General features: G+C 44.8%; 17 protein-coding genes and 1 tRNA gene. 7 read left to right on the top strand and 11 right to left on the bottom strand.

The genetic code is table 11. From position 1 onward, the window contains the following. Window positions 1–63: 63 nt before the first annotated feature. Complete coding sequence (nhaA, locus tag ACK8OT_RS18345; protein WP_410197956.1) at window positions 64–1,260, bottom strand: Na+/H+ antiporter NhaA; 1,197 nt, start codon at window positions 1,258–1,260, stop codon at window positions 64–66. Window positions 1,261–1,478: 218 nt separating this feature from the next. Here nhaA (ACK8OT_RS18345) and ACK8OT_RS18340 point away from each other — a divergent pair, with 218 nt between their 5' ends. After that, a complete protein-coding gene (locus ACK8OT_RS18340; RefSeq protein ID WP_410197955.1) occupies window positions 1,479–1,832 on the top strand; it encodes a response regulator in 354 nt (117 codons plus the stop codon). Window positions 1,833–1,950: 118 nt separating this feature from the next. Here the strand turns inward: ACK8OT_RS18340 and ACK8OT_RS18335 are convergent, their stop codons facing one another. Continuing rightward, window positions 1,951–3,195 carry a DUF945 family protein gene (locus ACK8OT_RS18335; protein WP_410197954.1) on the bottom strand — a complete coding sequence of 415 codons (1,245 nt, stop codon included), beginning with the start codon at window positions 3,193–3,195 and terminating at the stop codon, window positions 1,951–1,953. Window positions 3,196–3,536: 341 nt separating this feature from the next. Here ACK8OT_RS18335 and nhaA (ACK8OT_RS18330) point away from each other — a divergent pair, with 341 nt between their 5' ends. Further along, window positions 3,537–4,838: a Na+/H+ antiporter NhaA gene (nhaA, locus tag ACK8OT_RS18330; RefSeq protein WP_410197953.1), complete on the top strand. Its 1,302-nt coding sequence runs from the start codon at window positions 3,537–3,539 to the stop codon at window positions 4,836–4,838. A gap of 101 nt (window positions 4,839–4,939) precedes the next feature. Here nhaA (ACK8OT_RS18330) and ACK8OT_RS18325 read toward each other — a convergent pair whose 3' ends face one another. Next, the gene (locus ACK8OT_RS18325; RefSeq protein WP_410197952.1) at window positions 4,940–6,175 is read right to left on the bottom strand and encodes a S1 family peptidase; all 1,236 of its coding nucleotides are present in this window, start codon (window positions 6,173–6,175) and stop codon (window positions 4,940–4,942) included. Window positions 6,176–6,232: 57 nt separating this feature from the next. On the opposite strand from ACK8OT_RS18325, the gene ACK8OT_RS18320 reads away from it, so the two are divergent. Both ACK8OT_RS18320 and ACK8OT_RS18315 read left to right on the top strand, forming a co-directional pair. Beyond that, on the top strand, window positions 6,233–6,421 hold the full coding sequence (locus tag ACK8OT_RS18320) for a hypothetical protein (RefSeq protein WP_410197951.1): 189 nt from the start codon (window positions 6,233–6,235) through the stop codon (window positions 6,419–6,421). Between the two features lie 84 nt (window positions 6,422–6,505). Beyond that, a complete protein-coding gene (locus tag ACK8OT_RS18315) occupies window positions 6,506–8,665 on the top strand; it encodes a sensor domain-containing diguanylate cyclase (RefSeq protein ID WP_410197950.1) in 2,160 nt (719 codons plus the stop codon). Window positions 8,666–8,669: 4 nt separating this feature from the next. On the opposite strand, the gene ACK8OT_RS18310 is transcribed toward ACK8OT_RS18315, so the two are convergent. Further along, on the bottom strand, window positions 8,670–9,632 hold the full coding sequence (locus ACK8OT_RS18310) for a methylenetetrahydrofolate reductase (protein ID WP_410197949.1): 963 nt from the start codon (window positions 9,630–9,632) through the stop codon (window positions 8,670–8,672). 686 nt (window positions 9,633–10,318) lie between these two features. Between ACK8OT_RS18310 and ACK8OT_RS18305 the strand changes: the two genes are divergently transcribed. Both ACK8OT_RS18305 and ACK8OT_RS18300 read left to right on the top strand, forming a co-directional pair. Continuing rightward, the gene (locus ACK8OT_RS18305) at window positions 10,319–11,530 is read left to right on the top strand and encodes a cation:proton antiporter (RefSeq protein ID WP_410197948.1); all 1,212 of its coding nucleotides are present in this window, start codon (window positions 10,319–10,321) and stop codon (window positions 11,528–11,530) included. A gap of 240 nt (window positions 11,531–11,770) precedes the next feature. Continuing rightward, window positions 11,771–12,130 carry a hypothetical protein gene (locus tag ACK8OT_RS18300; protein ID WP_410197947.1) on the top strand — a complete coding sequence of 120 codons (360 nt, stop codon included), beginning with the start codon at window positions 11,771–11,773 and terminating at the stop codon, window positions 12,128–12,130. Between the two features lie 15 nt (window positions 12,131–12,145). Here ACK8OT_RS18300 and ACK8OT_RS18295 read toward each other — a convergent pair whose 3' ends face one another. Genes ACK8OT_RS18295 through recB form a run of 4 tightly spaced genes read right to left on the bottom strand, consistent with a single transcriptional unit; the run spans window position 12,146 to window position 18,599 of the window. Next, window positions 12,146–12,802 carry a YceH family protein gene (locus tag ACK8OT_RS18295; protein ID WP_410197946.1) on the bottom strand — a complete coding sequence of 219 codons (657 nt, stop codon included), beginning with the start codon at window positions 12,800–12,802 and terminating at the stop codon, window positions 12,146–12,148. A 30-nt stretch (window positions 12,803–12,832) separates the two neighbouring features. Then, on the bottom strand, window positions 12,833–13,159 hold the full coding sequence (locus ACK8OT_RS18290) for a barstar family protein (protein WP_410197945.1): 327 nt from the start codon (window positions 13,157–13,159) through the stop codon (window positions 12,833–12,835). Then, entirely contained in the window at window positions 13,144–15,072 is a 1,929-nt protein-coding gene (gene recD, locus ACK8OT_RS18285) for an exodeoxyribonuclease V subunit alpha (protein ID WP_410197944.1), read from the bottom strand. Before recD ends, ACK8OT_RS18290 begins: the two co-directional genes overlap by 16 nt. Next, a complete protein-coding gene (gene recB / locus ACK8OT_RS18280; protein ID WP_410197943.1) occupies window positions 15,066–18,599 on the bottom strand; it encodes an exodeoxyribonuclease V subunit beta in 3,534 nt (1,177 codons plus the stop codon). The genes recD and recB overlap by 7 nt, the downstream gene beginning before the upstream one ends. A 183-nt stretch (window positions 18,600–18,782) precedes the next feature. Between recB and ACK8OT_RS18275 the strand changes: the two genes are divergently transcribed. Further along, complete coding sequence (locus tag ACK8OT_RS18275; RefSeq protein ID WP_410197942.1) at window positions 18,783–19,871, top strand: AI-2E family transporter; 1,089 nt, start codon at window positions 18,783–18,785, stop codon at window positions 19,869–19,871. A 48-nt stretch (window positions 19,872–19,919) separates the two neighbouring features. On the opposite strand, the gene recC is transcribed toward ACK8OT_RS18275, so the two are convergent. The 3 genes from recC to ACK8OT_RS18260 all read right to left on the bottom strand — a co-directional run bounded on the left by recC (window position 19,920) and on the right by ACK8OT_RS18260 (window position 24,591). Then, complete coding sequence (gene recC / locus ACK8OT_RS18270; RefSeq protein ID WP_410197941.1) at window positions 19,920–23,351, bottom strand: exodeoxyribonuclease V subunit gamma; 3,432 nt, start codon at window positions 23,349–23,351, stop codon at window positions 19,920–19,922. Between the two features lie 89 nt (window positions 23,352–23,440). Further along, a complete protein-coding gene (locus ACK8OT_RS18265; RefSeq protein WP_410197940.1) occupies window positions 23,441–24,358 on the bottom strand; it encodes a Dyp-type peroxidase in 918 nt (305 codons plus the stop codon). A gap of 157 nt (window positions 24,359–24,515) precedes the next feature. Then, window positions 24,516–24,591, bottom strand: a tRNA-Thr gene (locus ACK8OT_RS18260). Window positions 24,592–24,597: the final 6 nt, after the last annotated feature.

Below are 24,597 nucleotides of genomic sequence, written 5' to 3'. Positions count from 1 at the left end.
TAACAAAAAACACCTGCAACAATGAAATTGCAGGTGTTTTTCCGAATAAAAACTCTATTTAGGCTAGTTTAGCCGAAGCTCTGCATGACTGACATGCTTTTCGTCTTGCTTGGCTAGGGTGAAATTTAAGGTTAGATAACCAATAACAGCCGCAAGAGCCGAGCCAATAAGTATCGCCAAGCGCGATATGTCAGCTAATGCTGCTGCGTCTCCAGTAAAGGCAAGGGAAGTGATAAATATAGACATGGTAAAACCTATGCCACACAGTACCGATACCGCAAATATTTGAGCAAAGCTAATCCCCTTAGGCAAACTTGCCCAACCCATTTTTACCGCGATATAGCTGGCACTAAACACACCCAATGGCTTGCCAATAAGTAACCCGAGCATGATACCCATAGGTAACGGCTCAAAAATAGCGCTCACCTCAATGCCAGCCAGTGGCACGCCTGCATTTGCAAAGGCAAATAACGGTAACACCATAAAGCTACACCATGGATGTAAGCTATGCTCTAATTTAGTCGACATAGCCACCCCATCGCGGCTACGTAAAGGAATGGCAAAACCGAGTACCACACCGGCTAATGTTGCGTGTACGCCTGATTTTAATACCGCAACCCAGAGCACCACGCCCACCAGCATATACAGGCTCATGCGCTGCTCACCACGTACATTCATCGTAAACAAAATGGCACAGCTCACTGCTGCAACTAATAACGATGTCATTGACAAATCAGCACTGTAGAACAAAGCGATAATTACAATGACCCCTAAATCATCGATAATGGCTAGCGCCAATAAGAAAACCTTCAAACTAATGGGCACACGCTTACCAAATAATGCCAGCACGCCTAGAGCAAAGGCGATATCGGTGGCAGCAGGAATAGCCCAGCCCGATACGGTGACATCATCATTAAAGTTAAACGCCAGAAATACCAAAGCGGGGATCAACATACCACCAACCGCTGCAGCGGCAGGCAACATGGCTTTTTCTCGGGTCGATAAATCCCCTTCGATAAGCTCGCGTTTTACTTCTAATCCAATCAACAAAAAGAAGATGGCCATCAAACCATCGTTAATCCACAGTAATAACGGCTTATCGATATCAAGGGCGGCAATGCGTAGCTGTACTGGCATATCCAAAAAACCTTGGTATAGGCCAGAAAGGGGAGAGTTTGCGATCAAAAGAGCGGCCAGGGCGGCAAATATTAATATAATGCCTGGTGCAGACTCTTGTTTTAAAAACTGCTTTAATACCATAAATAACGTAAATCCCGTAATAAATTAGACAGGGATCTGCAGTCTACCGCGAATGTAAAACTGGGCGAAAATCACTTATACCACTTTAAAACATCGGTAAAACCTTAAAGTAATGGATTATACATACCTAACAATCGAAATATCATTAATATAACGACTCGTCATTATTGTCATCAGACATAGTGGACATACATCAGAAAAATTGGGAACGTCTTGATATGAACATACTACTGGTCGATGATGAACCAGATATCTTAGAATGCTTAGTAGATTGCTTGGAGTTACTTGGTCATCAGGTTAGTACGGCCAACAATGGCCAACAGGCATTAGCCACCATGTTACATCACGTCCCCGATCTCATTATCTCTGACATTCGGATGCCAGAAATGGATGGCATTAAACTAAAACAAAGTATCCCAGATCATATCCCATTCATATTTATGAGTGGTCATTTAGATGATGAGCGCACCTTAAAGCAAACCGGCATTCATTATTGCCAATTCTTGGTCAAGCCATTCAAGTTGGCTCAATTGAAAGTCTGCTTAGATGCTTGTTGCGGTGCTTATTGTTAGCAATAAGTATGCTTGATGACTATACCCAATCAACTTGAAGATGCATGTTTCAGAGCATCTCCAGGTTGCTTGGGTATATCTACCAAGCGGATAGCAGGCTACCGCTTGGCCATTGGCTTTACATTAACGGGAAGGTATTTTCGTTAACCACTAGTTGGCCATTATTAAGCGATCCTTCCAACACTAACTCTTCACCCTGCTGGGTTAAGATCCCCATCATAACGGCAAAGTTTAATTGATCGCCTATGCCTGGCGCTTGTAAGATCTTGTTTGACAACCGCGCATTCGCATTCCCCGAAATTAAGCCTAGGGCTGATTGCGGAGCCATCATTACTGTTTTATCTACAGCGCCCGGCGGCAAGTCAATCATTAAGTTAGCACTAACATCACCCCAAGGTGTTTGCGAATTAAGCTTACTGATCGCTACATTTGCGCCCTTACCCGCCAGATCCAACAATAATTGCTGTACCAATGCATCATCCATACTATCAGGGTATTGCTGCAGCTGTGATAGTTCAACTAATGCGGCTTCATCTAGCCCATTCACATTAATCTCAAGTTCACTATTAGAGAATGCTAAAACTTCATCTGCAGAGATAACATAGTTACCCACCGTAATCGCGACTAGCGTATCTAAGGTATTGGCTTTTTGGCCTTTCTTAAATGCGGTTTGCATCGACATTTGTGTAAAATCAACATTAACCTCAGGGCTTCTAACCTGGCCCTCACCTAATGTAAATACATAGTCGTAGGTCATTAAAGCTGAATTATTGATAATGGCAAACTCACCATTCACAGCAAAGTTTTTCAGGCTTACATTTTCTTCACCGGCGACGGTTAACGCATCAAAGCTAATCTGCGAGCTACCAGCTAAGGTATTTAAATCCATGCTGTAACTAATATTGACGGGAGTTAACTGGAAAGATTTACTGCCTTCGTCAAGCTTAATCTCAGTTAACTGCCCCTCACCAGTAAGCTGACCAAGTAGATTTACTTCATCCCTTGCAGTATACGGCGTATCTGTACCAAACAGCTGCTTAACGATTTCTTTTTCTACATCACCTAGAACAGAAATAGCAGAGTCAATCACCGCTTTATAAGGCCAATGCTGAATGGTTGCATCAACCTGTAATTGCCAAATTTCTTCTGGCATATCTGGGTTTTCAATCTGTAATTGTATTTGTGATTGCGCCGATAAAAACCCCTTATCATAGCTAATCAATTGCGCCTGAACGCCCGCATTTTGCTGGTTAGTTTGCGCGATCATGTTCTGTACTTGCTGCTCGGTGTAATTACCAACATAGTAAATGCTACCAGCGCAAGCCGCCGCAGCAACGGCGATAGCCGTAAGGGTCTTTTTCATAATTAACCTTAAATGACCTAAGTTCCAAAAATAGTTGGGCCGCAGGCTAGCAAATCACTTGGCATAAGCCTAGCGCCATAACCGCAGAATGCCTTTACCATCAAAAAATAATAACAAAAGCATAAGAAAAAGTATCATAGACAAGCTTAACCCCGCTAACCTTAACCGTGATACCCTATAAATGCAGACAAACAACCTAATGAGATCAATAGGGTTAGTGGGATCTGCCAAGTTTGGCTTAATGTGATCAGCATTACAATTGGGCTAACGCATCTAGCAATATCAAATTATCATTATTAATGTAGTCTCGGTTTTAACCAATATTTAACAAGGAACATTCTATGGCCGGAAAAAAAATGGCTTGGATGCACAGTCCAATTACAGGGGGGGCATTACTGGTTGCAGCAACCGTCGCCGCCTTGGTATGGGCGAATTTGTATCCTGATTATTATCACCACTTTTGGCACGCCACCGTATGGCAAGTAGGTAAAGGTACTCAAGACGTTTACAGCATTAACCTGCATGCGATTGCCAATGAATTCTTGATGGCCATTTTCTTCTTCTTTATCGGTCTAGAAATTAAACGTGAACTGTTGGATGGCGAGCTGTCATCTGTCAGAAAAGCAGCGTTGCCTGTGGTTGCCGCATTGGGCGGTGTTATCGTTCCCGTACTTATCTACTTTGCTTTTAATGGTGGTACTGAAACCTCCCATGGCTGGGGCGTCCCCATGGCGACAGATATTGCCTTTGCCTTAGGGGTATTAGCCTTGCTCGGCAGTAAGGTTCCGTTAACCTTAAAAGTGTTCTTATCGGCCTTGGCCATAGGCGATGACTTGATGGCGGTGTTAGTTATCGCTATTTTTTACACCTCGGAAATTAACTTTGGCGATCTCGTTTATGGTTTAGTTGGCCTTGCCATTCTTACCGTCGCGAACCGCCTCGGTGTAAGACAAGCTTGGATCTATTACTTAACAGGCCTAGGGATTGTATGGGTCGGCTTTTTGGCATCGGGTGTTCACGCCACCATAGCTGGTGTCGCCGTAGCGTTTACCGTACCGTCTCGCCGAGGGATGGAAATGAATGTTTATTTGGATAGAGTCAAACAACTGCTCAAGAACTTAGAATCTGAGCGCCATGATAAAGGCGATGTGTTAAGTAAAAAGGCGATTAAAACCCTGAAGAAAATTAAAATTCTAAGTTATGAAGCATCCAATCCATTGCAGCTAAAAGAGAAGGCATTACACCCACTCACAGCCTTGTTCATTGTGCCGTTTTTTGCCTTAGGTAACGCAGGTATTCCGATTAATCAAGAGGTACTCTCGCAGTTATTAAACCCTATCGCCCTTGGGGTTAGCTTAGGCTTACTTATCGGTAAACCCGTTGGTATTTACTTATTCACTCGAGCCTTAGTGACGCTAGGGCTCGGCTCATTACCTGACGGGGTTACTTGGCGTCACATTCTCGGAGCGGGCTTTTTAGCCGGTATGGGCTTTACCATGTCAATCTTTATCACCGATTTAGCCTTCACTGCCGAAGTCAATCAAATGACATCTAAAATGGCTGTCTTAGTCGCGTCAGTGATATCCGGTGTGATTGGTTATGTATTACTTGCAACGGGTCCTGCGCCTAAACTCAGTAATTAATGACCGATAAAGGCCACTAGTTAGAAAAGTAACTATGCCCATGAAAAAAGCGCGAGTTTCGCGCTTTTTTTATATCTGGTTACCGAGCGATTAAGAGAGGTTTAAGACCGAGAGCGATAACCAACAAACAAGGCTAACCACAGCAATGACAGCCAACTAGTGCTGCCACCGCCACTGGAAGAAGTCACGGTTGGCTCAATGGTCGGTTCTGACGTAGGCTCTGGTGAAGGCTCTGTCGTCACTGCCGAAGCAACCAAAGTCAGTGTTAAGTTCGCAGAGGCTCTATCATTTTGCCCATCACCATCAAGATCTTCGGCAAAATAAGCGGTAACCACATCACTTTGACGATGAGGCAGCGAAGAAACAAAAATTTTCGGTGTGTAGTCTATGGTTATATTTAGCACGGAATTAGGTAACACCTGCGTCCCTAAAGCATCAGGTTGAACTTGAAACGCGGGGCTGGTCGTGCGTACTGAGTTCAAGGTAATCACTTGATCAGTTTGATTATGAAGCGGCACACTGAAACTATACGGCTCATCAGCTATGATGTTGCCTAGGTCGATGTCTCCTAACCAGGCTTGCTGCATGGTTCTAGCTATCCAGTCAGAGAAATAGCTCACACTGGTATAACCGCCCTCAAAACCTGCTTCAGCGCATGTAGCGCCGTAACCCGCACTGACCAAGCCGACCTGAACATCCCCCGCAGGCTCACGCAGTATTAAAGGACCGCCACTGTCGCCAAAGCAAGCATCTTTGCCCTCATCCCCACCTGCGCAGATAACACCCGCAGGCACGTTATAGGAAGTACAATCAACATAAGGTAATGATACCTGCTGTAAAAGATCGCCATATTCTTTACCAGCACTATCGGTTGCTCCCCAACCCAGCACTTGTAGCGGAGTTTGCCAAGGCAATTGCGCAAAATCGATCGGCTCGACTAAACTCAGCGGCGTTGCACTACTGGGCCTAGCAAGGTGGAGCAGCGCAATATCATTGCTCAAATTAGCAGACTGATAGCCTTCATGGGAAAAGATTTTATCAACCGTAAATAACTCACCTTGTTGTTTTAAGTCTGTAATCCCTAAACGAACAAAGAGCTGGTTACTCTCCAGATCCTCAACACAATGAGCAGCGCTAAGCACCCATTGCGGGGCAATCAAGGAAGCACCACAAATATGGGCATAACTTTGCTGCCAAGGAACTTGCAAACTAACCATCCAAGGCTGAACTTGGCTGACGTCATTTCCGCCAACAATTCTAGGCGAGATAGATGGCGATGTATTGGCGAATAAAGAAGACGAAAAAATCAGGGTCGAGCCCAGCAGGATCCATTTCATGATTGAATACTCCATTGAGATATTCATCAACTTTAGCAAAGGCGAAACTAAAACGATATGAAGTATGTTAGAAACAAAGATATCAAGGGAAGCAAAAAAGAAGTGAGAAGAAAAAAACTGCCGGCGCACTATAGGGCTCATCAAATGATGTCACCGGCAGATAAAAAACGCTATATCTATTATCAAGGTTTGTCCATCCTGGTCAGTAACGACTTGATGCATACAGATTACCCCAATGAAGCTTAACCTGAGCTTAATCAACCGCACACATATCGAAGTCATCATCTATACTTCAAGTTGCTTGAAAAGGTTGATAAATAATGGGGCCACATGCAGCCAATAAGTGATCATGAGTTAACTACACAAGAGCAAAAGCTGCGAAGCTTTCATAATATTCATCAACTCATTGCCTATGTCTTGGAAATTGCCTTTGCCTACTCGCCAGCTCAGACCCTCTACTTAATTCGCCAAGAGCCCGACTTTAAGGTCATTGCTTTCCAACAACGTGAGCGTCCCACTAAACATGGTCCTTTTACTCTCAACGAAGCATCACTCGCTATCCCTGAAGAAATGCTATGGTTATTCTTTCAGCGCGGCATGCAACTAGACCCATTTTACAATTATCTCGCCATTTCTGAACTTAGCTTGGATAAAGCTAAGTACGGCCACTTTAGTCATTACCGTGGTATCAACTTGGTTCAATTACATGATGAGCAATTATTGCTGTTGGCCGAATTTCCACAAGCAGCAGAAGTAGACCAGCTTACTACCAGTGATCAGAACTTTACCGCCTTACTGCATCAAATTGCACTGGCACTACAAGTGGTAGAACTGAAAAAGCAATGCTTTCAACAGAATTTTGAACGCGACCAAAAAGAGGGTTTTTTACAAGATGAAATAAGTCGCCAAAAGATCTTCATTGAGCATATGAGCAAATTACAAAAGGTGAATCTAAAGCTGAGTGAATGCCCAGACTTAGACACCTTATATTTAAATGCGGTCACTAGCGTAAGAGAAGAGCTCGGATTTGATCGTGCCAGCCTTTATTTTATTGATCATTCGACCCAAACCATGTCGGGTACTTATGGTACCGATGTAAAGGGGATCACCACAGATGAGTATCGCGCCAACCTTAAATTATCTAGCCTAGCGCCGGTGTTTTATGAAGCATTAAGCCAACACAATGAAAATTTAATTGTGTTGGAAGATGCCCCCCTATATACCTTAGACGAGATTGTCGGCCAAGGCTGGAACGCGATGCTGATCTTACGTGACGGTGAACAGCCCATAGGCTGGCTAGCCATCGATAACTTAATCAACAAAGCGCCATTACATGAATATCAAAAAAAATTGTTAAATTACTATGGCGCAGCGTTAGCCCAGCAACTGATTCGCCGCCGCAGTGAAACAGATCTAACTTTCCTCAACAACGCTATATCCGAAATGTCCAATGCTAACAGTGTATTAGACGTTTGCCATATCGCCGTCAAGCTTGCACGTACTAAGATGAATCTAGATCGCGTCGCGATTATGCTCAGCAATCATGACAACACTAAGCTGTCAGGGACCTACGGTACTGACATTAAAGGCGCACTGGTTGACGAAACTTATTACCAAGCGGATCGCCCGGATACAGAACTAATGCGCCTTGCCACTACCTCGAGTAAAAGTTATTGCTTTATGGATCCCGCCCCCTTGTACCAAGATGGAAAAATCATCGGCTATGGCTGGAATATTGTAGTTTGCCTGCGCAGCCAAGACGGTATCGTTGGCTACCTGATGGCCGACAACCTATTGCATCGACGCGTGCTTAATTCAGGTCAAAAGGAGCTCATTAGATTATTTGGGTTAAACGTGGCACAAATGATTGCTAAGCGCCGGATAGAAGAGCAAGTTTTAGCATTAAATGCCGATTTAGAAGCCAAAGTGGCCAAACGCACTTTTGAGCTAGAGACGTTGAACAAAAAACTCGAAGCCCTGTCCATCGAAGACAGCTTAACAGGGCTACACAATCGCCGTAGTTTTGAGCAAACTTTAGATAATGAGTGGCATCGTATGCAGCGTCTAGCGAAGCCATTATGTGCAATCATGCTAGATGTTGATTTTTTCAAACAATATAACGATCACTATGGACATTTGAGTGGCGATGCCTGCCTCAAAGATGTCGCCGAAACCTTGAAACAGGTGTGCCATCGAGCCACTGATTGCTGTGCCAGATTTGGTGGTGAGGAATTTATTGTACTGTCACCCGATACCAACATTGAACAAGGAAAAGCCATGGCAGAAAAAATTCAACAAGCCATCGCTAAACTTAATATTCCTCACCAAACGTCAAACGCAGGATCAAAAGTGACGGTTTCAATCGGGGTCGCGGCGCTAGTACCAACAGAAACCAGCAATAAAAATCAGCTTGTAGAGCTAGCCGATAAAGCCATGTATGAAGCTAAGGCCGCAGGACGCAATCAAACCGTCGCAAGCGCTGCGGCCTAATCCATTACAGGCTAGTTAATTGCTCTTGTGCTAGAGAGAGTTCCAAGGTCGCTTTCAGTAATTTAAACAACAAAATAGCTGCATCAATCTCTTCTTTACGATTGGTTAGACTTTCAATATTCAGACCAAGGGGAATACCCAGTGGTAAGCAAGCCGCCAAGATTTGTTGCAAATTATTGTGACAAATTGAAATAGATTCACGCAATGGGTTATCAGCAGCCAAGATACGTAAACTGGTAGCTTCGGGTACAGAAATACCTAACCATTCGATAAATTCAAGAGTTTTAGCACTGCCACAAGGTGAGAAGGTTAAAATAATGCGAGCGGGGCGCTTATCTTGAGCCTTACATTCCAACGCATACCGAGTCAATAAATCGATGGTTGCTTGGGCATCATAGACGGCTTGGGTGACAAAAAAGTCACAGCCTTGCTGTCCTTTTTGTAATAACCTTAGGTGTTCATCGCCCTTTTTAGCGTGGCGCTCGGCGATGGTTACCCCGCCCAATTGATAGTCCAATGTATTGTCTTTTAGCACACGATAAGCATCGGCCAAAGGTAAGCGTATTTCTCCTGCTGATGATGGACTACCAACTAAAACAAGATCGCGCACCCCAAATTGGTGCCACGCCTGCTCTAACCAAGCTCGAAAATCGGCTTCATCGCGCTGCGACACACTTTTATAAGTAATAACCTCTCGGCCCGATTGCTGGCGCAACAACTGGCTATATAAACGCGGATCATGGGTCGATTTAAATGGAAACGGTCTCGGTTTATCGATACGAGATGTTTCATCTTGAATGTCATATACAATCAAACCGTCGTATTCAATCTCCGTTAACCTAGCTAACAACTTACTAGCGATAGAGCTCACTTGCTCCAGTGGCGTATCTTCCTTTGGCGGTGTTGTCCCAATAAAATAAACACCTCGACTAAGCTCGGTAAATTTTTGTTTTAATTCTGATTCCATTTCGAGTCTCCAGGGAATACGCGATATCTAAGAGAGGGTTATGGCTTAAATTGTCGCATACCTCAAAAAAGAAACCCAATGTTGTGTTAAAAAATATCCTTTTAGACTTGCTCAATAGCTATTTTGAGCCACAATTAAAGGGAGATATGTAGTGACACCGCATATCGTGGGTTGGCGAGTTTAACGTCAATCATTGTTAGTTAAGTACCAAGATATAGCTACAAGCGAAACAAAATAGCTAAAGCATAATATTTGTACCGAGTTAACAAACAGAGGAGCAACGATAACAACGGTTTAGCGTGACACAAGTGAATTTTAAACTTAGGTTGTAACATCTTCAAACACACACTTGCAATGTCACCCGTTATCAAGGCAAGCCGTTGATTTGCAATACTGATTCAACGTAGACGATAGCAAACTAGCCACAGTAAACCGTGCGGTTTCTATCTAGAAAGTATGTAAATGCCTTCTTCTGGGATTAATTGAGTGTCATACGTCAACCTGATGACACTAACATTAGGCCATGTAGCGCCCCAATCAAAGGAAGAAGGCATCTTTCCCCCTGTTAACCCGCTGCTTAATCACTTTTTCATCATTATAATCCTCTACAAACTATAGATTTATTTCGATCGATGGCACACTATCCCATCAGTAAGTCAGACAATCATGATGTGCAGGAACTCACAATGGAATTAGAACACGCTTATAAACTGCTTGGCATACTCGCAGGTATCGTCTTCCTTTACACCCTTATCGCCAAACGCATCGAAAATTCATGTCTATCTGGCCCCATGGTGTATGTCACTTTAGGCTTGATTTTAGGTCCACTTGGATTTGCATTGATCGGGAATACTTCACAAGCCTCAAGCACGCGCTTGCTAATTGATATCACCCTTGCCCTAATCCTCTTTTCTGATGCCGCTCATTCCAATATAACGGTACTCAAAAAAAAGGTAGTTTATCCTACTCGAATGCTGTTATTAGGATTACCCGCTTCTATCCTACTTGGCTTTATTGCCGCCGCGGTGCTATTTAACCAACTGTCTTTACTCGAAGCGGCCATTTTAGCCACCATGCTGGCAGCCACTGATGCGGCACTTGGTAAAGCGGTTGTCACTAATGAGCAAGTGCCTGCTGCCGTTCGTGAAGGGCTAAATGTAGAAAGTGGGCTCAACGACGGCTTGTGTGTACCTATCCTATTGCTATTAATTAGCATGGCCAGTGCCGGAGCAAGTGATCACTTTAATAGCTTTAGTGGTTTAATTATTTTTGCAAAAGAACTAGGCATCGGCGCTATGGTTGGTTTAGGCATGGCTTACCTCGGCGCTAAGCTACTATTTTGGAGTCAGAGTAAACAATGGCTCAGCGAAGTGTGGTGTCAGCTAACCGTGGCTGCGATGGCATTATGCAGTCTAGGTTTGGCTCAAGCGATGGAAGGGAGTGGCTATATCGCAGCTTTTAGTGGCGGCTTATTGTTTGGCCATTTAATGAAACGTAACACCCATAAACTGGTGTTGACCACAGAGAGCCTTGCGGAATTAATGGCCATGCTAACTTGGATCGTTTTTGGCGCAGTCGTTGTCAGCACTGTTTACACTGCATTCTCTCTATCCATGGTGCTATACGCGATCATTAGTTTAACTTTAATTCGCATGCTCCCCGTTTATTTGTGTTTCGCAGGGACTAAGGTACCAAGTCAACATCGCCTTTTCATGGGCTGGTTCGGACCACGAGGCCTTGCGAGTATAGTGTTTGCCATCATAGTCATCGACGCTGAACTGCCAAACAGTAATTTCATCGCCCTCACCGTTACTTGTACTGTGTTGTTAAGTCTCGTGCTTCATGGGATCAGCGCAAAACCGATGGCGCAGCGATTAGCAAATAAAACGGATAAATAATGAGAGCGGCCAATTATATTTTTCTTGGCCGCCAGATTAATCTGCTACTCGCATCCAGATTTAGAGTCATACAGAGGGTAAATTGATCCTGTTAACAAATTAATTAACAAATTAGCCACAAATCGTCCTAAAGATCACACTGCACCCAATTGCACTTTGCGCCTGAGTCAATCAAGTGTAACTATTTAATTACGATTAACTAGTTACATTGTCTAATTTACTAGGCTATGGCAGGCAATTATGCGAAGTATCACAGGTAGCTTTCTAAGTCTCTTTGCTATTTCCAGTGGTATATCTGTGGCAACGCAAATGTTGGGCCACGATATTGCTCAGGCACAGCACGAACTAAAAGTACAACATCACCAACAAGCGATGTTCTTTGCTGATCGCGCCATAGAAGCAGGCGAACATTTAACAAAAATCGCAGCATTAACGATTAAAGCCATGATATACATGGATATCAAAGACAATGACAAGTTAGTACTTGCCATCACCGAGCTGGCTCTGACTTCCCAAGTTAGCTTTTTAGAACAACAAGCCCAGCTGCAAGATTTATACGCAGAGCTCAATGAAATCCGACTAGGCAGATTAGCGGCCTAGTCGCCCCCTGTTAAATTAACCCAGTAACCCTTGCACCTGCTGTTGTAGCTGCGCTACTTGCTGCTTAAGCGTTTCAACTTCTGCTTTCAATTGCGCCATTTCGCTTTGCTGCCCAGACGACAGTTCGCTAACCTCTGGTTGCGACTCAGCGTCCATCTCCATGTCGCTATCAGCAAATAAATGCAAATAACGGCTTTCTCTTTTGCCCGCTTGTCGAGGCAGTTTTTGCACCAGCGCAGGGCTGCGCTGTGCCATGGCATCCAAGGTCGATTCCACTTCAGCGACATCGCTAAAATTATGTAGCCGCTGAGTACGACTACGCAATTCTCCGGGTGTCTGAGGGCCACGTAAAAACAGCACACATATTAAGGCTAACTCGGCTTCGCTGAGTTTCAGCTCGCCAAATTCGGTATTACAAAAACGATGTGCATATTTATTAACGCGACTGCCAAAACCCGACTCAACCGTCACCAGGCGCTTTTTGACCAAGAGATCCAGCGTGTTTTGTAATTCAAGTTCGCTCATTTCTAATACAGGATCGCGATTACTTTTTTGGTTACATGCTGTTAATAAGCCATTGGCTGTTAAAGGATAATAATCAGGAGTCGTGACGGCTTTTTCAAATAAACAACCCAACACTCGAGTTTCAAAAAGGCTTAGATTTTGTTCCATTGTTGTTCTCACTGTACTGATTAAACGTCCCTAGCTAGGGATGACACGAATACGGCTGTTGACCCCTTCATCGGCGAAGCGTTGGTTTACAAGCGCCACGGCCTCCATAAATCCAAGTAACACTTCCGGGCAATTGTTAATCACCATCTCGGTGCCTTCTAATAGCACGGTTAAATGTTCATCAGAGGTTAAATAAATCCCCGTTAATTCATCGTCATCCTCGATCATATTGATCATCGCGTTGGTCCACGACTCCATATCATGATCATAGAAGCCGGTGAATTTAAAGGCGCGAAAGCTCTCGGCATGAAAATCCTGAAAATCATAAACATTGGATAAATCTAAATAAACTCGCATGACGACTCCATGGTTGGGTTAGCAAGTCGGCTACTCAGCCCACTTGCACGTAAGGTTTTAGCGCGCACAGCTTGATGCAAAATGGTCTCTGGCGCAAACAGTGTTAACATTTTTTTCGCTCGGGTAATACCGGTATAGATAAGCTCTCGTGTCAGTACGGGCGACATCGTATCGGGCAACACCATCACAGTATGGTCAAACTCCGAGCCTTGGCTTTTATGAACCGTCATGGCAAACACGGTTTGATGAGCAGGTAAACGACTGGGTAAAAAGTGATGAACCTTGCCGTCGGCTAGTTCAAAATAAACGCGATGGTGACCATTCTCATTGGCTAAACAAATCCCGATATCACCATTATAAAGGCCCGCTTGGTGATCATTAGCCGTTATCATGATAGGCCTGCCTGAATACCAAGGTGCCACGACCACTTCTAAACTCGATGTTGATGTCGCCGGTTTTTCTCTGGGTAAATTGAGCCATTGCGCGACTTGATCATTTAACCCTGTTACCCCATATGCCCCTTCACGCAAGGCGGCAAGTAACTTAAAGCGATTAAAGGCCGTGAGGATGGCTCGTACGGCATCGGGTTGCGGAGCCTGCTCCAACGGTAATGCCGCCACCAGCTGCAAATATTCACCATAACCGGCTATCACCATTTGCTGTAGCTCTGATAATTGGTCAAGCTCAAACCGCGCTATGTCCTGATAATTAGGCCAAAGTTGTGCCAACTGTGCGCTTTGCCCCGCATTGACCGCGCGCGCTAAATAACCAATACCCGATTGCTGATGAAAGCGATAACTCTTTTGCAACTGACAAAGGCTATCGGCGACCGTATTTAACTGACCATTTTCAGTCGCCGCGGTTAAATTAAATCCGGTTAAGGCTTGAAGTTGCTGGCAACGAGCGGGACTGTAACCTCGCTCAACTAAGCTACAAATATCGCCCAGTACCGAGCCCGCCTCAACCGAGGCCAATTGATCTTTATCCCCCAATAGAATCAATTTGGCATTACTGGGCAATGCCGCTAATAAACGCGCCATCAAGGATAAATCCACCATAGATGCTTCATCGACCACCAATACGTCTAGATGCAATAGGTTGGCTTGATGATGGCGAAACTCACTGCGCCCGGGTAACACACCGAGTAATCGGTGGATGGTACTCGCTTGAGCGGGGATCGCAGCGGTAATGTCATCGGGTAATGCCAACTGCTGTAATGCCCCCGTAATCGATGCCGTCAAACGCGCCGCGGCTTTTCCCGTTGGCGCAGCTAAGCGAATATCGAGCTTTTGGCCAGCTTGCTGCGCCTGCATGATTAATAGCGCAAGCAATTTAGTGACCGTGGTGGTTTTACCTGTGCCCGGACCGCCCGAAATCACCGCAAAAGAGGCGGTTGCAGCAACGGCGACAGCGACCTTTTGCCAATCTATTTCAGCCTCATCGGCTTGGCTTGAGTGCGCGGGAAACAACTGATTTAACACCTGTGGCAGCAAGGGATCGAGTTGATAATTCAGAGGCTGACCAAAACGTTTGGCAATAGATAACTCAAATTGATGATATCGGGCCAAGTAGACTCGATTTAAATCAAATGCCAACGGCTTATCACTGCCAATACTGGCACTTTGCTCAAGTAATTCAGGCCATTGTGATAAAGGCGGTAAGCCCCAATCTTGCCACTGCTGACCATATAACGGGCCCGCTAAACTAAAAAGCTTGTCTAACTGAGCTAAATCCAAGCAAACATTGCCTTGGCCTAATTCATAGCTAGTAAACGCGGCGCAAAACACCACCACGTCATGTTGGAGCGAAGGCTCAGCATCTTGGCCTTCGATACGGCTAATTAACTCGGCAAAATAATAATCCAGCGGGCGGATCTTATCGTCTTGTAATAACTTCTTTAATCGCATTAACATGGCTGCGTTTCCCCACTAAAGAGCCGATCTAAAGCATCAATCAGAGCCCTCTCCGGTTTGGTATAAAAGACCCCATCACCGCCCGTTTGCATGCCTCGTAAAAAGAGATAAAACACGCCGCCAAAATGCTGTTCGTAATCGTAATGTTCGATTCGTTGTCGTAAAAATCGATGCAAGGCTAGGCTGTATAGCTGATATTGAAAATCATAGCGGTGCTCTATCATACTTTGTTTGATCGCAGTTTGATTATAGTCGCTAAGCTGATCGCCAAGGTGATTCGATTTATAATCAAGCACATAGAATTTACCTTGGTGCTCGAACGTCAAGTCAATAAAACCTTTTAGCATGCCTTGTACTTGCAAAAAGGCCAACTCACCTGCTTGACGTGACAGCGGATCATACTGAGTCAGTAGCTTATTCACATCCATGGCCTTAATGGCTGCCATGGGTAAGTAAAACTCCATTTCCACCAGCTTATTGGATTCAGAAATGTCAGATAACGCAAAGCCTAGCCCAAGATCTTGCCGTAGCACTTGGCCGATCCAATCCACCAAAACCGGCAGCCATTCAAGCTCATAGCCCTCTAGCTCAAGCTGTTGAGTGATCAGCTCGGTCAAGCTTGACTCACTAGCCTGAGCAAAGTCGATATGCTCAAACAAGGTATGTAAAAATGTTCCCGCCCGTGCGCCTTTGTAAAAGCTGAATACGTTTAATAAGTCCTGCTCATCTGGCTTTTGTTCTACCATCACAGGAAGCTCTTCTTTGCGCACTGTGGGCGTATGCTGCTGCACACGCGATAACGCCGAATAGCTGGTTACCCACCAATCGCGCTGAATTTTATGGCTAAACGTCTTGGGAGGGATCCGCTCAACGGATGGCTCTTGGGAAATGTAAACAGACTCTGGCTCCTCACTTGGAGCAACAATCACCATGTCATCACAAGCTTGTACCAACCCTTGCAATTGCTGCTTTAAGCCTGCCATATCCATGGCCTCGCCGCATTGTAGTAAATAACCTATCGCCGAACGATGTAAATCGGTAATCGGGTTTTTGCCAGCTCTGGATTTAATTGGCGCTATGCCAAGGTAACACGCAAACACGCTGCGGGTTAAGGCAACATATAGCAAGCGTAAGTCTTCCGCTAAGCGCTCGCGATCGGCGGCTTCAACATGCTCTTTTTGCCCAGTTAAATCGATCACTTGTTGGCCTGAATCAAGATCATGAAACAAGGCGGTGGTTTCTGGTCTGAACTGGCAAATAAAGGGCAAAAATACAAAATCATATTCCAACCCTTTGGATTTGTGGATAGTCACTATCTGCACCAAATTTTGGTCACTTTCCAGTCGCAGCTGCTGCTCGTCCGCGTTACCATTGGCCTGATTGATTTGCTCACTGTACCAACGCACCAAGGCGTGCTGACCTTCTAATTCAAAGCTGGCTTGTTGCAATAACTCACTAAGATGAAGTAAGTCCGTTAGCTGTCGCTCACCACTTAGCTGGCTTAACAAGCGGGCGCTGATGCCTTGCTCTAACAACAAAGCTCGCAACATCACCAAGACGCCCTGCTGTTGCCAAAGCGTTTGATAAGCAACAAACTGGGCAATCTTTTGCTCCCAGCGGGTTTCATCCGCAAACAACTCCGCAAGCGATAGCGCATTATAATTAAACAACTGTGAGCTTAACGCGGCGCGCAACAAGCGATCGTCAGCAGGGTTTAATACCGAACTTAAGATCCGCTGTAAATCAACGGCTTGCTCACTGGCAAAGACACTATCACGGTTCGACAAATAGACACTTTTAATGCCTTGCTCGGCCAAGGCTTGCTTAATCACACTCGCTTCGCGACCCGTACGCACTAACACAGCAATCGAGCCAGCCGTTATTTGGCGCTTTCCTTTACTGCTTGATATATAACTTAGACCTTGCTCAGCGGCGGTAAGTAATCGATTGATTTCATTAGCACAAGTCACGGCCATTAGCTGTTGATAATCTCTCTTGTTGATGGAGCCAGCCTCGGGCTCGGCTAACCACCATTGTAAAGCTGCTGGCGCTTGATCATGGTGCAGCCAATGTTGTACTGGCTTTTTCGCAGGATAATCAACCGCTAAAAAGGCGATGTCTTGCTCATAAATAAACGGCGCTTTAGCATGTAAAAAAAGCTGGTTAACGGCATTTATCATCGCAGGTGAAGAGCGGTAATTGTGCGCTAAGGTATAGTGATGGCTCACTTCACGCCGCGCTTTGATATAAGTAAAAATATCGGCACCGCGAAAACCGTAGATAGCTTGTTTCGGATCGCCAATCATAAACCAGCCAGCAGCACTATTTGAGCCATAAATCTGCTGAAATATTTGGTATTGAATGGGGTCGGTATCTTGAAACTCATCAATCATAGCAACCGGATAGGCTTGACCTATGCTTTGCGCTAAAGCGCCACCAGCTTCTTGGGCCAAAGCTGAGCCTAAATTAAGTAACAAATCATCGAAGCTTAATTCATTGGTTTGTTGCTTGGCTTGAGATAAACGCGCGGTGACCCAATTTAGAGCATGATGCAAAATATGCTCTCGCACGGATAAGGGCTCTGCTAGCAACTGCTCAATGAGGGCGAAGACGTCGTGGGTCGGCACTTCCCCCTTACTGGTTTTAGCCGCTAACTCGGCTTGGCTAAACTTAGCCAATTTATCGCACACCTCATAATCTAAGGTGGGGCGCTGTGCCCATTGGGTTACATCATCAAGCCATTTAGGCAAATTTTTACTATTGTAACTGCGTTTATTCACGCCAGAATTGGCAATAAGATCATGCAGCTCACTGACGGCAGCCAACCAAGTCGATTTCACCTTGGTAATGCGATCAAGGATCCCTTGATGCTTGTCAGCTAGCGACTGCTCATCTAATGCGGGCAGCACGATTAAATTGGGCTTAGACAACAGGCCGTATAAATCCGTTTGCAGCTGGCTTGGATCAGACCATAGCTGGTACACCACTCTACTAAGATTGAGATCTAGGGGATAAAAATGAATACGCCAATAATCGACCACGGCCAAATACAATAAGTGACTTTGGTCTTGCAGTAATTCGGCCTCAAACAAAGCACCCGATTCAAAGGCATGCTGCTTGAGCATGCGCTGACAAAAACCGTGAATGGTATAAATAGCAGCTTCATCCATTTGCCGCTCAGCATCTTGAAGCACTTGCGCTGCATTAGCCCAATCGGGGATCTCGGCTAATAATGTCTTTGCAACCGGATCGTCGCCAGCGTCACCGCTAATAAAACAGAGCCTTTGTTGACGAATGCGTTTTCTAATCCTGTCTCTTAGCTCCGCCGTGGCGGCTTCGGTAAAGGTCACAACCAAAATTTGATCTATGGTCAATGGCTGCTGGTGACGGGTTTGATTATCACCATGTCCCAGCAGCAATCTTAATACCAAGCTAGCAATGGTGTAGGTTTTACCTGTGCCAGCAGACGCTTCGATTAACCTTGCACCATGAAGTGGAAAAGTTGTTGCATCAAGGGGTTGTGCCATTTACCCGGTCCCGAAATTTACGCAGAAATAGTCGCTTTAGTATAACGAATCAAGACTAAAAATCGCTATTTATGGCACGCTCGGTAACATCTTTGCGATTTACTCCCCACAAGATAAATTGAGTTGCACCGCGATATCCGTCAAAGTAGAGTAAAACCTCAATCATTCAAACTGTTACTAAATATGAAAGCACTAAATTTACAGCAACATCCAGGCCGAGTCATTTTGCTAATTGCCCTATGTTTGTCTGCGTATGCCAGTTATTCGCTGATCTCACCGTATATTGAGCCGGTGATCATCGCCTTGCTATTTAGCATGCTTTGCCAGCCTATTCATCACTGGATCAACCAAAAGCTCAAGGGACGTGAAAATATTGCAGCGGGTCTCACCTGTACCTTGATCACCTGTTTGATTCTGCTGCCCATGTTCTTTGTATTTTTGGCCATTTTGAACCAAGCCGTGAGTTATTCAAAGAGCGTATTAGATTGGATCCAAGCGGGCGGGATAGAACAGCTGTTAGGCCATCCTTGGGTAAGCCAAGTGCTGATATTTGCTAAACAATGGCTACCTGTTGACGTTTTTGACAGCGCCAAAATCAATGAAGATATTATGGCGTTAGCTTCCACCTCGGGGAAAAAGGCATTATCGCTTAGCGCCCAATTTGCGGGCAGCATTTCAAGCTTTATTTTTAGCTTTTTGCTGATGCTTTTTGTGCTGTTTTTTACCTTACGTGACCATCATAAACTCACTGAGTTTTTGCGCCATGCGGTGCCTTTATCTCGCAGTCAAGAAGATACCTTAATTGATGAAATCCAACTGGTTTCTAAATCTGCACTACTAGGCTCATTTTTGACCGCCTTGTGCCAAGGTATTGTCGGTGGTATTGGTTTTTGGATTGTTGGGATACCGGGGTTATTCTGGGGCACCATCATGGCGTTTGCCTCATTGATTCCGGTTGTCGGCACCGCCCTAGTTTGGCTGCCTGCGGCCTTGTTTCTATTGCTAACGGGCGAGTGGCAATGGGCCACATTCTTAGTGGTATGGGGGGTATTAGTGGTCGGCTCTATTGATAACTTCTTACGTCCGGTATTAATGAACAATATCTCGTCGATGAACACCTTAGTGATATTTCTTTCCTTGATGGGCGGGATCCACGCCTTTGGTTTAATGGGCCTAATTTACGGCCCTATCATCATTGCCACTACCTTTGTGCTGTTCCATCTTTATGAAAAGGAGTTTAAAGACTTCTTAAATTATCAAGATAAGCACTGATAACTAGGTTAACGTTGCGGAGCCTAGTCGCTCCGCAATACTTAGATCCTACGACTCATCGGTCATTTGCTCTGCATTAGCGAACAGGGGCCCAAACACTTGTTGGCTGTATTGCTCAAAGTCTTGCCACAGCATAGTTAAATCTGGGTAACAGCGTGAGATATAAGGATCTTGCCCCTCTCCGGCCATAACATACTGACCATTAAAGCGATTCAGCGCCTCGGTACGGGCTTTTTCTAGCTGTGTCGTATCGAAACTTTGCTGCAGTAAATCCGCTGCGCCAATCTCACACAATTTAGCCGCCCAAGCCAAACTGGTGTTAGGAAAAAAGACCAGAGGCTGGGTTTGACCTAACACATACAATTCAACCATTTGCTGTAGCTGCTGCTGAGCATATTCTTGGCTTAAGGGATTAAACTGCAGTCCCTGCTGCTTACCCAACAGCCAACTGGATTTTTCAGGATAACCCATGGCGCAATATGCAAGATGATAGAGCCAATGCTGGATCAAATCTTTACCACTGATGCCGCCCGCTTTATAACTGACCAAACCGGCTTGATAGTGATTCTTTAACCATCCCGTCAGGTTGACCGTATTTAAATTAGGTAAGCAGTGTTGTGCCAGCTGACATGTTAGAACACAAGCAAGATCTTCCTCTGGGGTTGCCACTAAGGGCTCAAGCCTTTGCAATAACAACTCGACTTCCGACTCTTGGCGCGTAAACGCTAGGTGACCAAACTCGCCATGGGGTAATAGGCCCTGCGCTTGGACAAGCTTGTAGACTTGTTGACTATCACCTTGGGCTAAACGCTGCTGTAATATCTGATTGGCCAGTAAGTAATTATCCAACCCATCTAGGCTGAAAGGTTCGTGATCATACTGACCTATTTGTTCACGACTAAACCACACCTTTAAGGTTTGATTAAAGAAGCTTTGACAAGGGTGGCGAAAAAACCGAACCAGTTGGTCTAGCTCTAGATCCAGCACCTCATCAGTGAGTTGCTCAGGCACAAGATATTGTTGCACTTGACCTTGATTGATAGCCACAAAAGGCATGCTTGGTTGAGACTGTTCAGCAAGCCACCAGTGTTTAGCATAAGTGGAGAACTCACCATTAAAATAGCGCGCACTAAAAGGCTGCAACGGGTAATCACTTAATAAGTGTTGCTGATAGCTGCCCGCTTCATAGTCAAAGCCCTGCTCACAATAGTCAAGCAACTCACTGACCAAAACCGACGGGGTGCGCTCGGTATTATCTTTAATGCTACGGCTAATATAGCTGATATACAGTCGCTGCTGAGCCGAGCAAAGCGCTTCTAAAAATAAATACCTGTCATCATCGCGGCGAGAGCGGTCACCTTTTTGCATTTGCTCAGCCATTAAGTCAAACCCAACCGGCGCTATGCTGCGCGGATATACACCATCATTCATACCCAGTAAGCAAATGACTTTAAATGGGATTGAGCGCATTGGCATAAGGGTACAAAAGTTGACTTGCCCGGCAAGAAATTTTTGCCCGCCACTGGCTTGATTAAATTGCTGCTGCAGGTAATCAGATAAAATAGCGAGGCTGATTGATTCCGCAAATCGGCTTTCATCAACTTGTTGTTGCAGCTGATTCAGGGACTCTTTAATTAAGGTTAACGACTCAAAATCGTCTTCTCCCATGAGGTAAAAGTCGTCTAACACGCTAAATAATAGATGCTGCCACTGCGACATACCATGGGCTTGTTGTAATTGCTCACTAAGCAAGATCAGCTTATCAACAAATAGACATAACTTGCCTAAAGGCGCCGCGCCTAAGCCTTGGCATTCGCTGTAAGGTAAAATACCCGAGACCATGGCATCGTCCATGGCGTAGCCTAGTAGCATCCGCTGCAAGCCAAATAGCCAAGTATTTTGCGCCAAGGGCGGCAGAGCAAACTTCTCTCCATCTTGCTGCGTGAGCCCCCAACGAATACCACTTTCTATCACCCATTGCCGAATTTGACCAAACTCATCTTGGCTGATGCCAAACTTAGCCAAAATGGCAGGAACCGAAAGCAGCTCCAATAACTCACTGCTAGTACAACGAGAAAGGGGTAAGCGTAATAGGTGCAAGAAACTAGTCAGGACGGGGTTTTCTTGACTGACACTGCGATCTGAAATGGAAAAAGGGATCCGACATTCTTGGCTGGCACTGCCAAACACAGCCTGAATATATGGACTGTAACTGTTAACGTCGGGCATCATCACTATGATGTCTTTTGGCGTTAACGTGTTATCTTGCTCAAACATCGCCAACAGCTGATCGTGTAAGACCTCGACTTCGCGCATGGCACTGTGACAACCCACCACAGCTAGACTGTTATCCTTTATCGCGACCAAACGGTTAGCTTGTTGATCATCAGTCGCATTGGCTAAGCTTAAAATATCTTGCTGGATCCAAGCTAACAAATCATCTCGCTCTGGGGCGATAAAATGGCTGTATTCATTCACTTCAAAATGGTGCAGCTGGTAGAGAAAATCACGGCCTAATTTACCCATAGAAGCAAGTAATGGGTTACCAAGCTGATAGCCTAAATCAGGATCGATTGTCAGCTGTTCGGGCACTAAGTTTGTTGGTTGTTGCGCTGTTAATTCAGAGCCCGAAAGCACCAATTCTCGCCGCTGCCTTGTGCGAAGTTTTGCCAAATACTTAGCATCAACAATATCATCCCAAAATGCCTCACAAGGGTTGGTCAGAAACAGATGAACTTCTACATGCTTGCCTAACTCGATCAAGGCTTTTAAGTATTCCGGAGCCATCGCAGAAATACCAAATACAAATAGCCGTTTTGGTAAAGTAGGGATAGATGAGTTTTGCTGTAATGTTTCGATTAAAGCGGCATATAAGGCCGCCCTGTGATAGGGCTTAGCACCTTCACTGGAGTCAAATTCGTTATTGATTTTTTGCTGTAAGGCGCGCCATAAAATAGGCTGCCATGCCTGCTGGTCAACCCAATCAGGTATGCTATTTTGGTGTTCCCATGCATTAATCCAATTGGGGCGATAAACCAAGTATTGGTCAAAAATATCCGCAATTTTTTGGCAAAGCTGATAACGCTTGAGATCGTTCTGATCTTGCTTGAGATAATACCTAAGCGATTCAAACTCAGGCTGATCCAGATATTGTGGCAACAAGCTCATTAGTGCCCACGCCATAGCCGGTTTATTATAGGGGCTTATTTCTGGCACGTTGGGAAGAACTTGGGTAAAGGTCTTCCAGATAAAACTTGCGGGTAAAGGAAACTCGACATTGGCCGTAATACCGAGCTTATTCGCCAGCTCTAATTTAAGCCACTGCGCCATGCCCGGGCTTTGTACTAAGATCTGCTCGGGAATAAAAGGGTGGGCTAAAGGCTCATTTTGGATTAAATGAGCCAATATTTCTTTTAAGAAATCGAGACGATTAGAGTGATATAGCTGAAACAAAGCAAGCTCGCGATTAAGATCTGACAAGCAATCAGTGTGTAAGATCTTTAGCCGAGATGCAAATACTCTAGCGATACCTAGTGCTATAAGTGTCTAGAAATGCTGCATTTACGACATTAAAGCTGATTTAGAAAATCGGCCGATGGAACAAAGAAAATACATCCAGTGACAGCACGAGTGTAGTTTAATAAGTGGTCATAATGCCCTTGCTCATCAGCAAAAATCATCTTACGTAAGGCAATATTAATGACCTCTGGCGACTTGGCAAAACCGATAAACACACTACCATGCTCGATAGCATTGCCATAGGGCATGTTTTGTCGATACATAGGAATTTCCTTGCCCTGAGCGTCGGTCGCCTTACCTTTATTGATATGAGCAAATGGCGCTTTTTTATCACCGGAGAACTCAACATTATCCTCTTTGCTGCGACCTATCACCTGCTCTTGCTGTGATACGGCTAAATCGTTCCATTTATTCAGATTGTGTACATAACGCTGCAGGGTGATGTAGCTTCCGCCTTTATAAGCCGGATCTTCATCGCCAATCAGCACTGCATTTGCCCGAGCTTGATCCGTTGGATTCTCTGTGCCATCAACAAAATCTATCATGTCACGATCGATCAAGTATTGATAACCTTGCGTATCTTCAATCACCTCTGCAATAGGAGCAAACAAGTCGGCAACCCCCTTGGCAATCCTAAAGTTCAAATCCATACGCTCTGATTTAACATAAATAAAGATATCCCCTACCGTTACGGGAAAGTGGCGGCTAGCTTGTTTCATTTCGGTAAATGGGACTAAAGCCAACGGTTTAGGCTGCTGAAATAATTGTGCCCATGCCTGATCAGAAAATGCGACCAACCATTCGATATCAACAGCAGGATCCACCTGATTAACTGTCGATATCAACTTAGGCAATTGTTTTAATAGGGGTAAAAATTTTTCTTCTACATTAACATCAGAGCGTAATGACAAGGTAATAAAATCAGCAAAGGGACGACCGTCGGTGAGAATAGCATTTTGAATGAACATTTTTACCTCAGTTAATCTTGTGGGATTTAACTACACATAATCAATAATCATTGAAGATAAAGCAATACAAACAAGTATATACAATGGGGATATAGAGGCGATAAAAATATCAGGCAAGGCTGATTATAGAATAATTTTTTAGGGGTAATTGAAGAGATGGTGCTGATACCCGGAGTTGAACCGGGGACCTCACCCTTACCAAGGGTGCGCTCTACCAACTGAGCCATATCAGCATTTTG

It is taken from the genome of Motilimonas thetidivivens (assembly GCF_046452435.1).
Taxonomy (GTDB): domain Bacteria; phylum Pseudomonadota; class Gammaproteobacteria; order Enterobacterales; family CBDFNC01; genus Motilimonas.
Note: the sequence above shows the minus strand (reverse complement) of the source record. Positions and strands in the feature narration are given on the sequence as shown.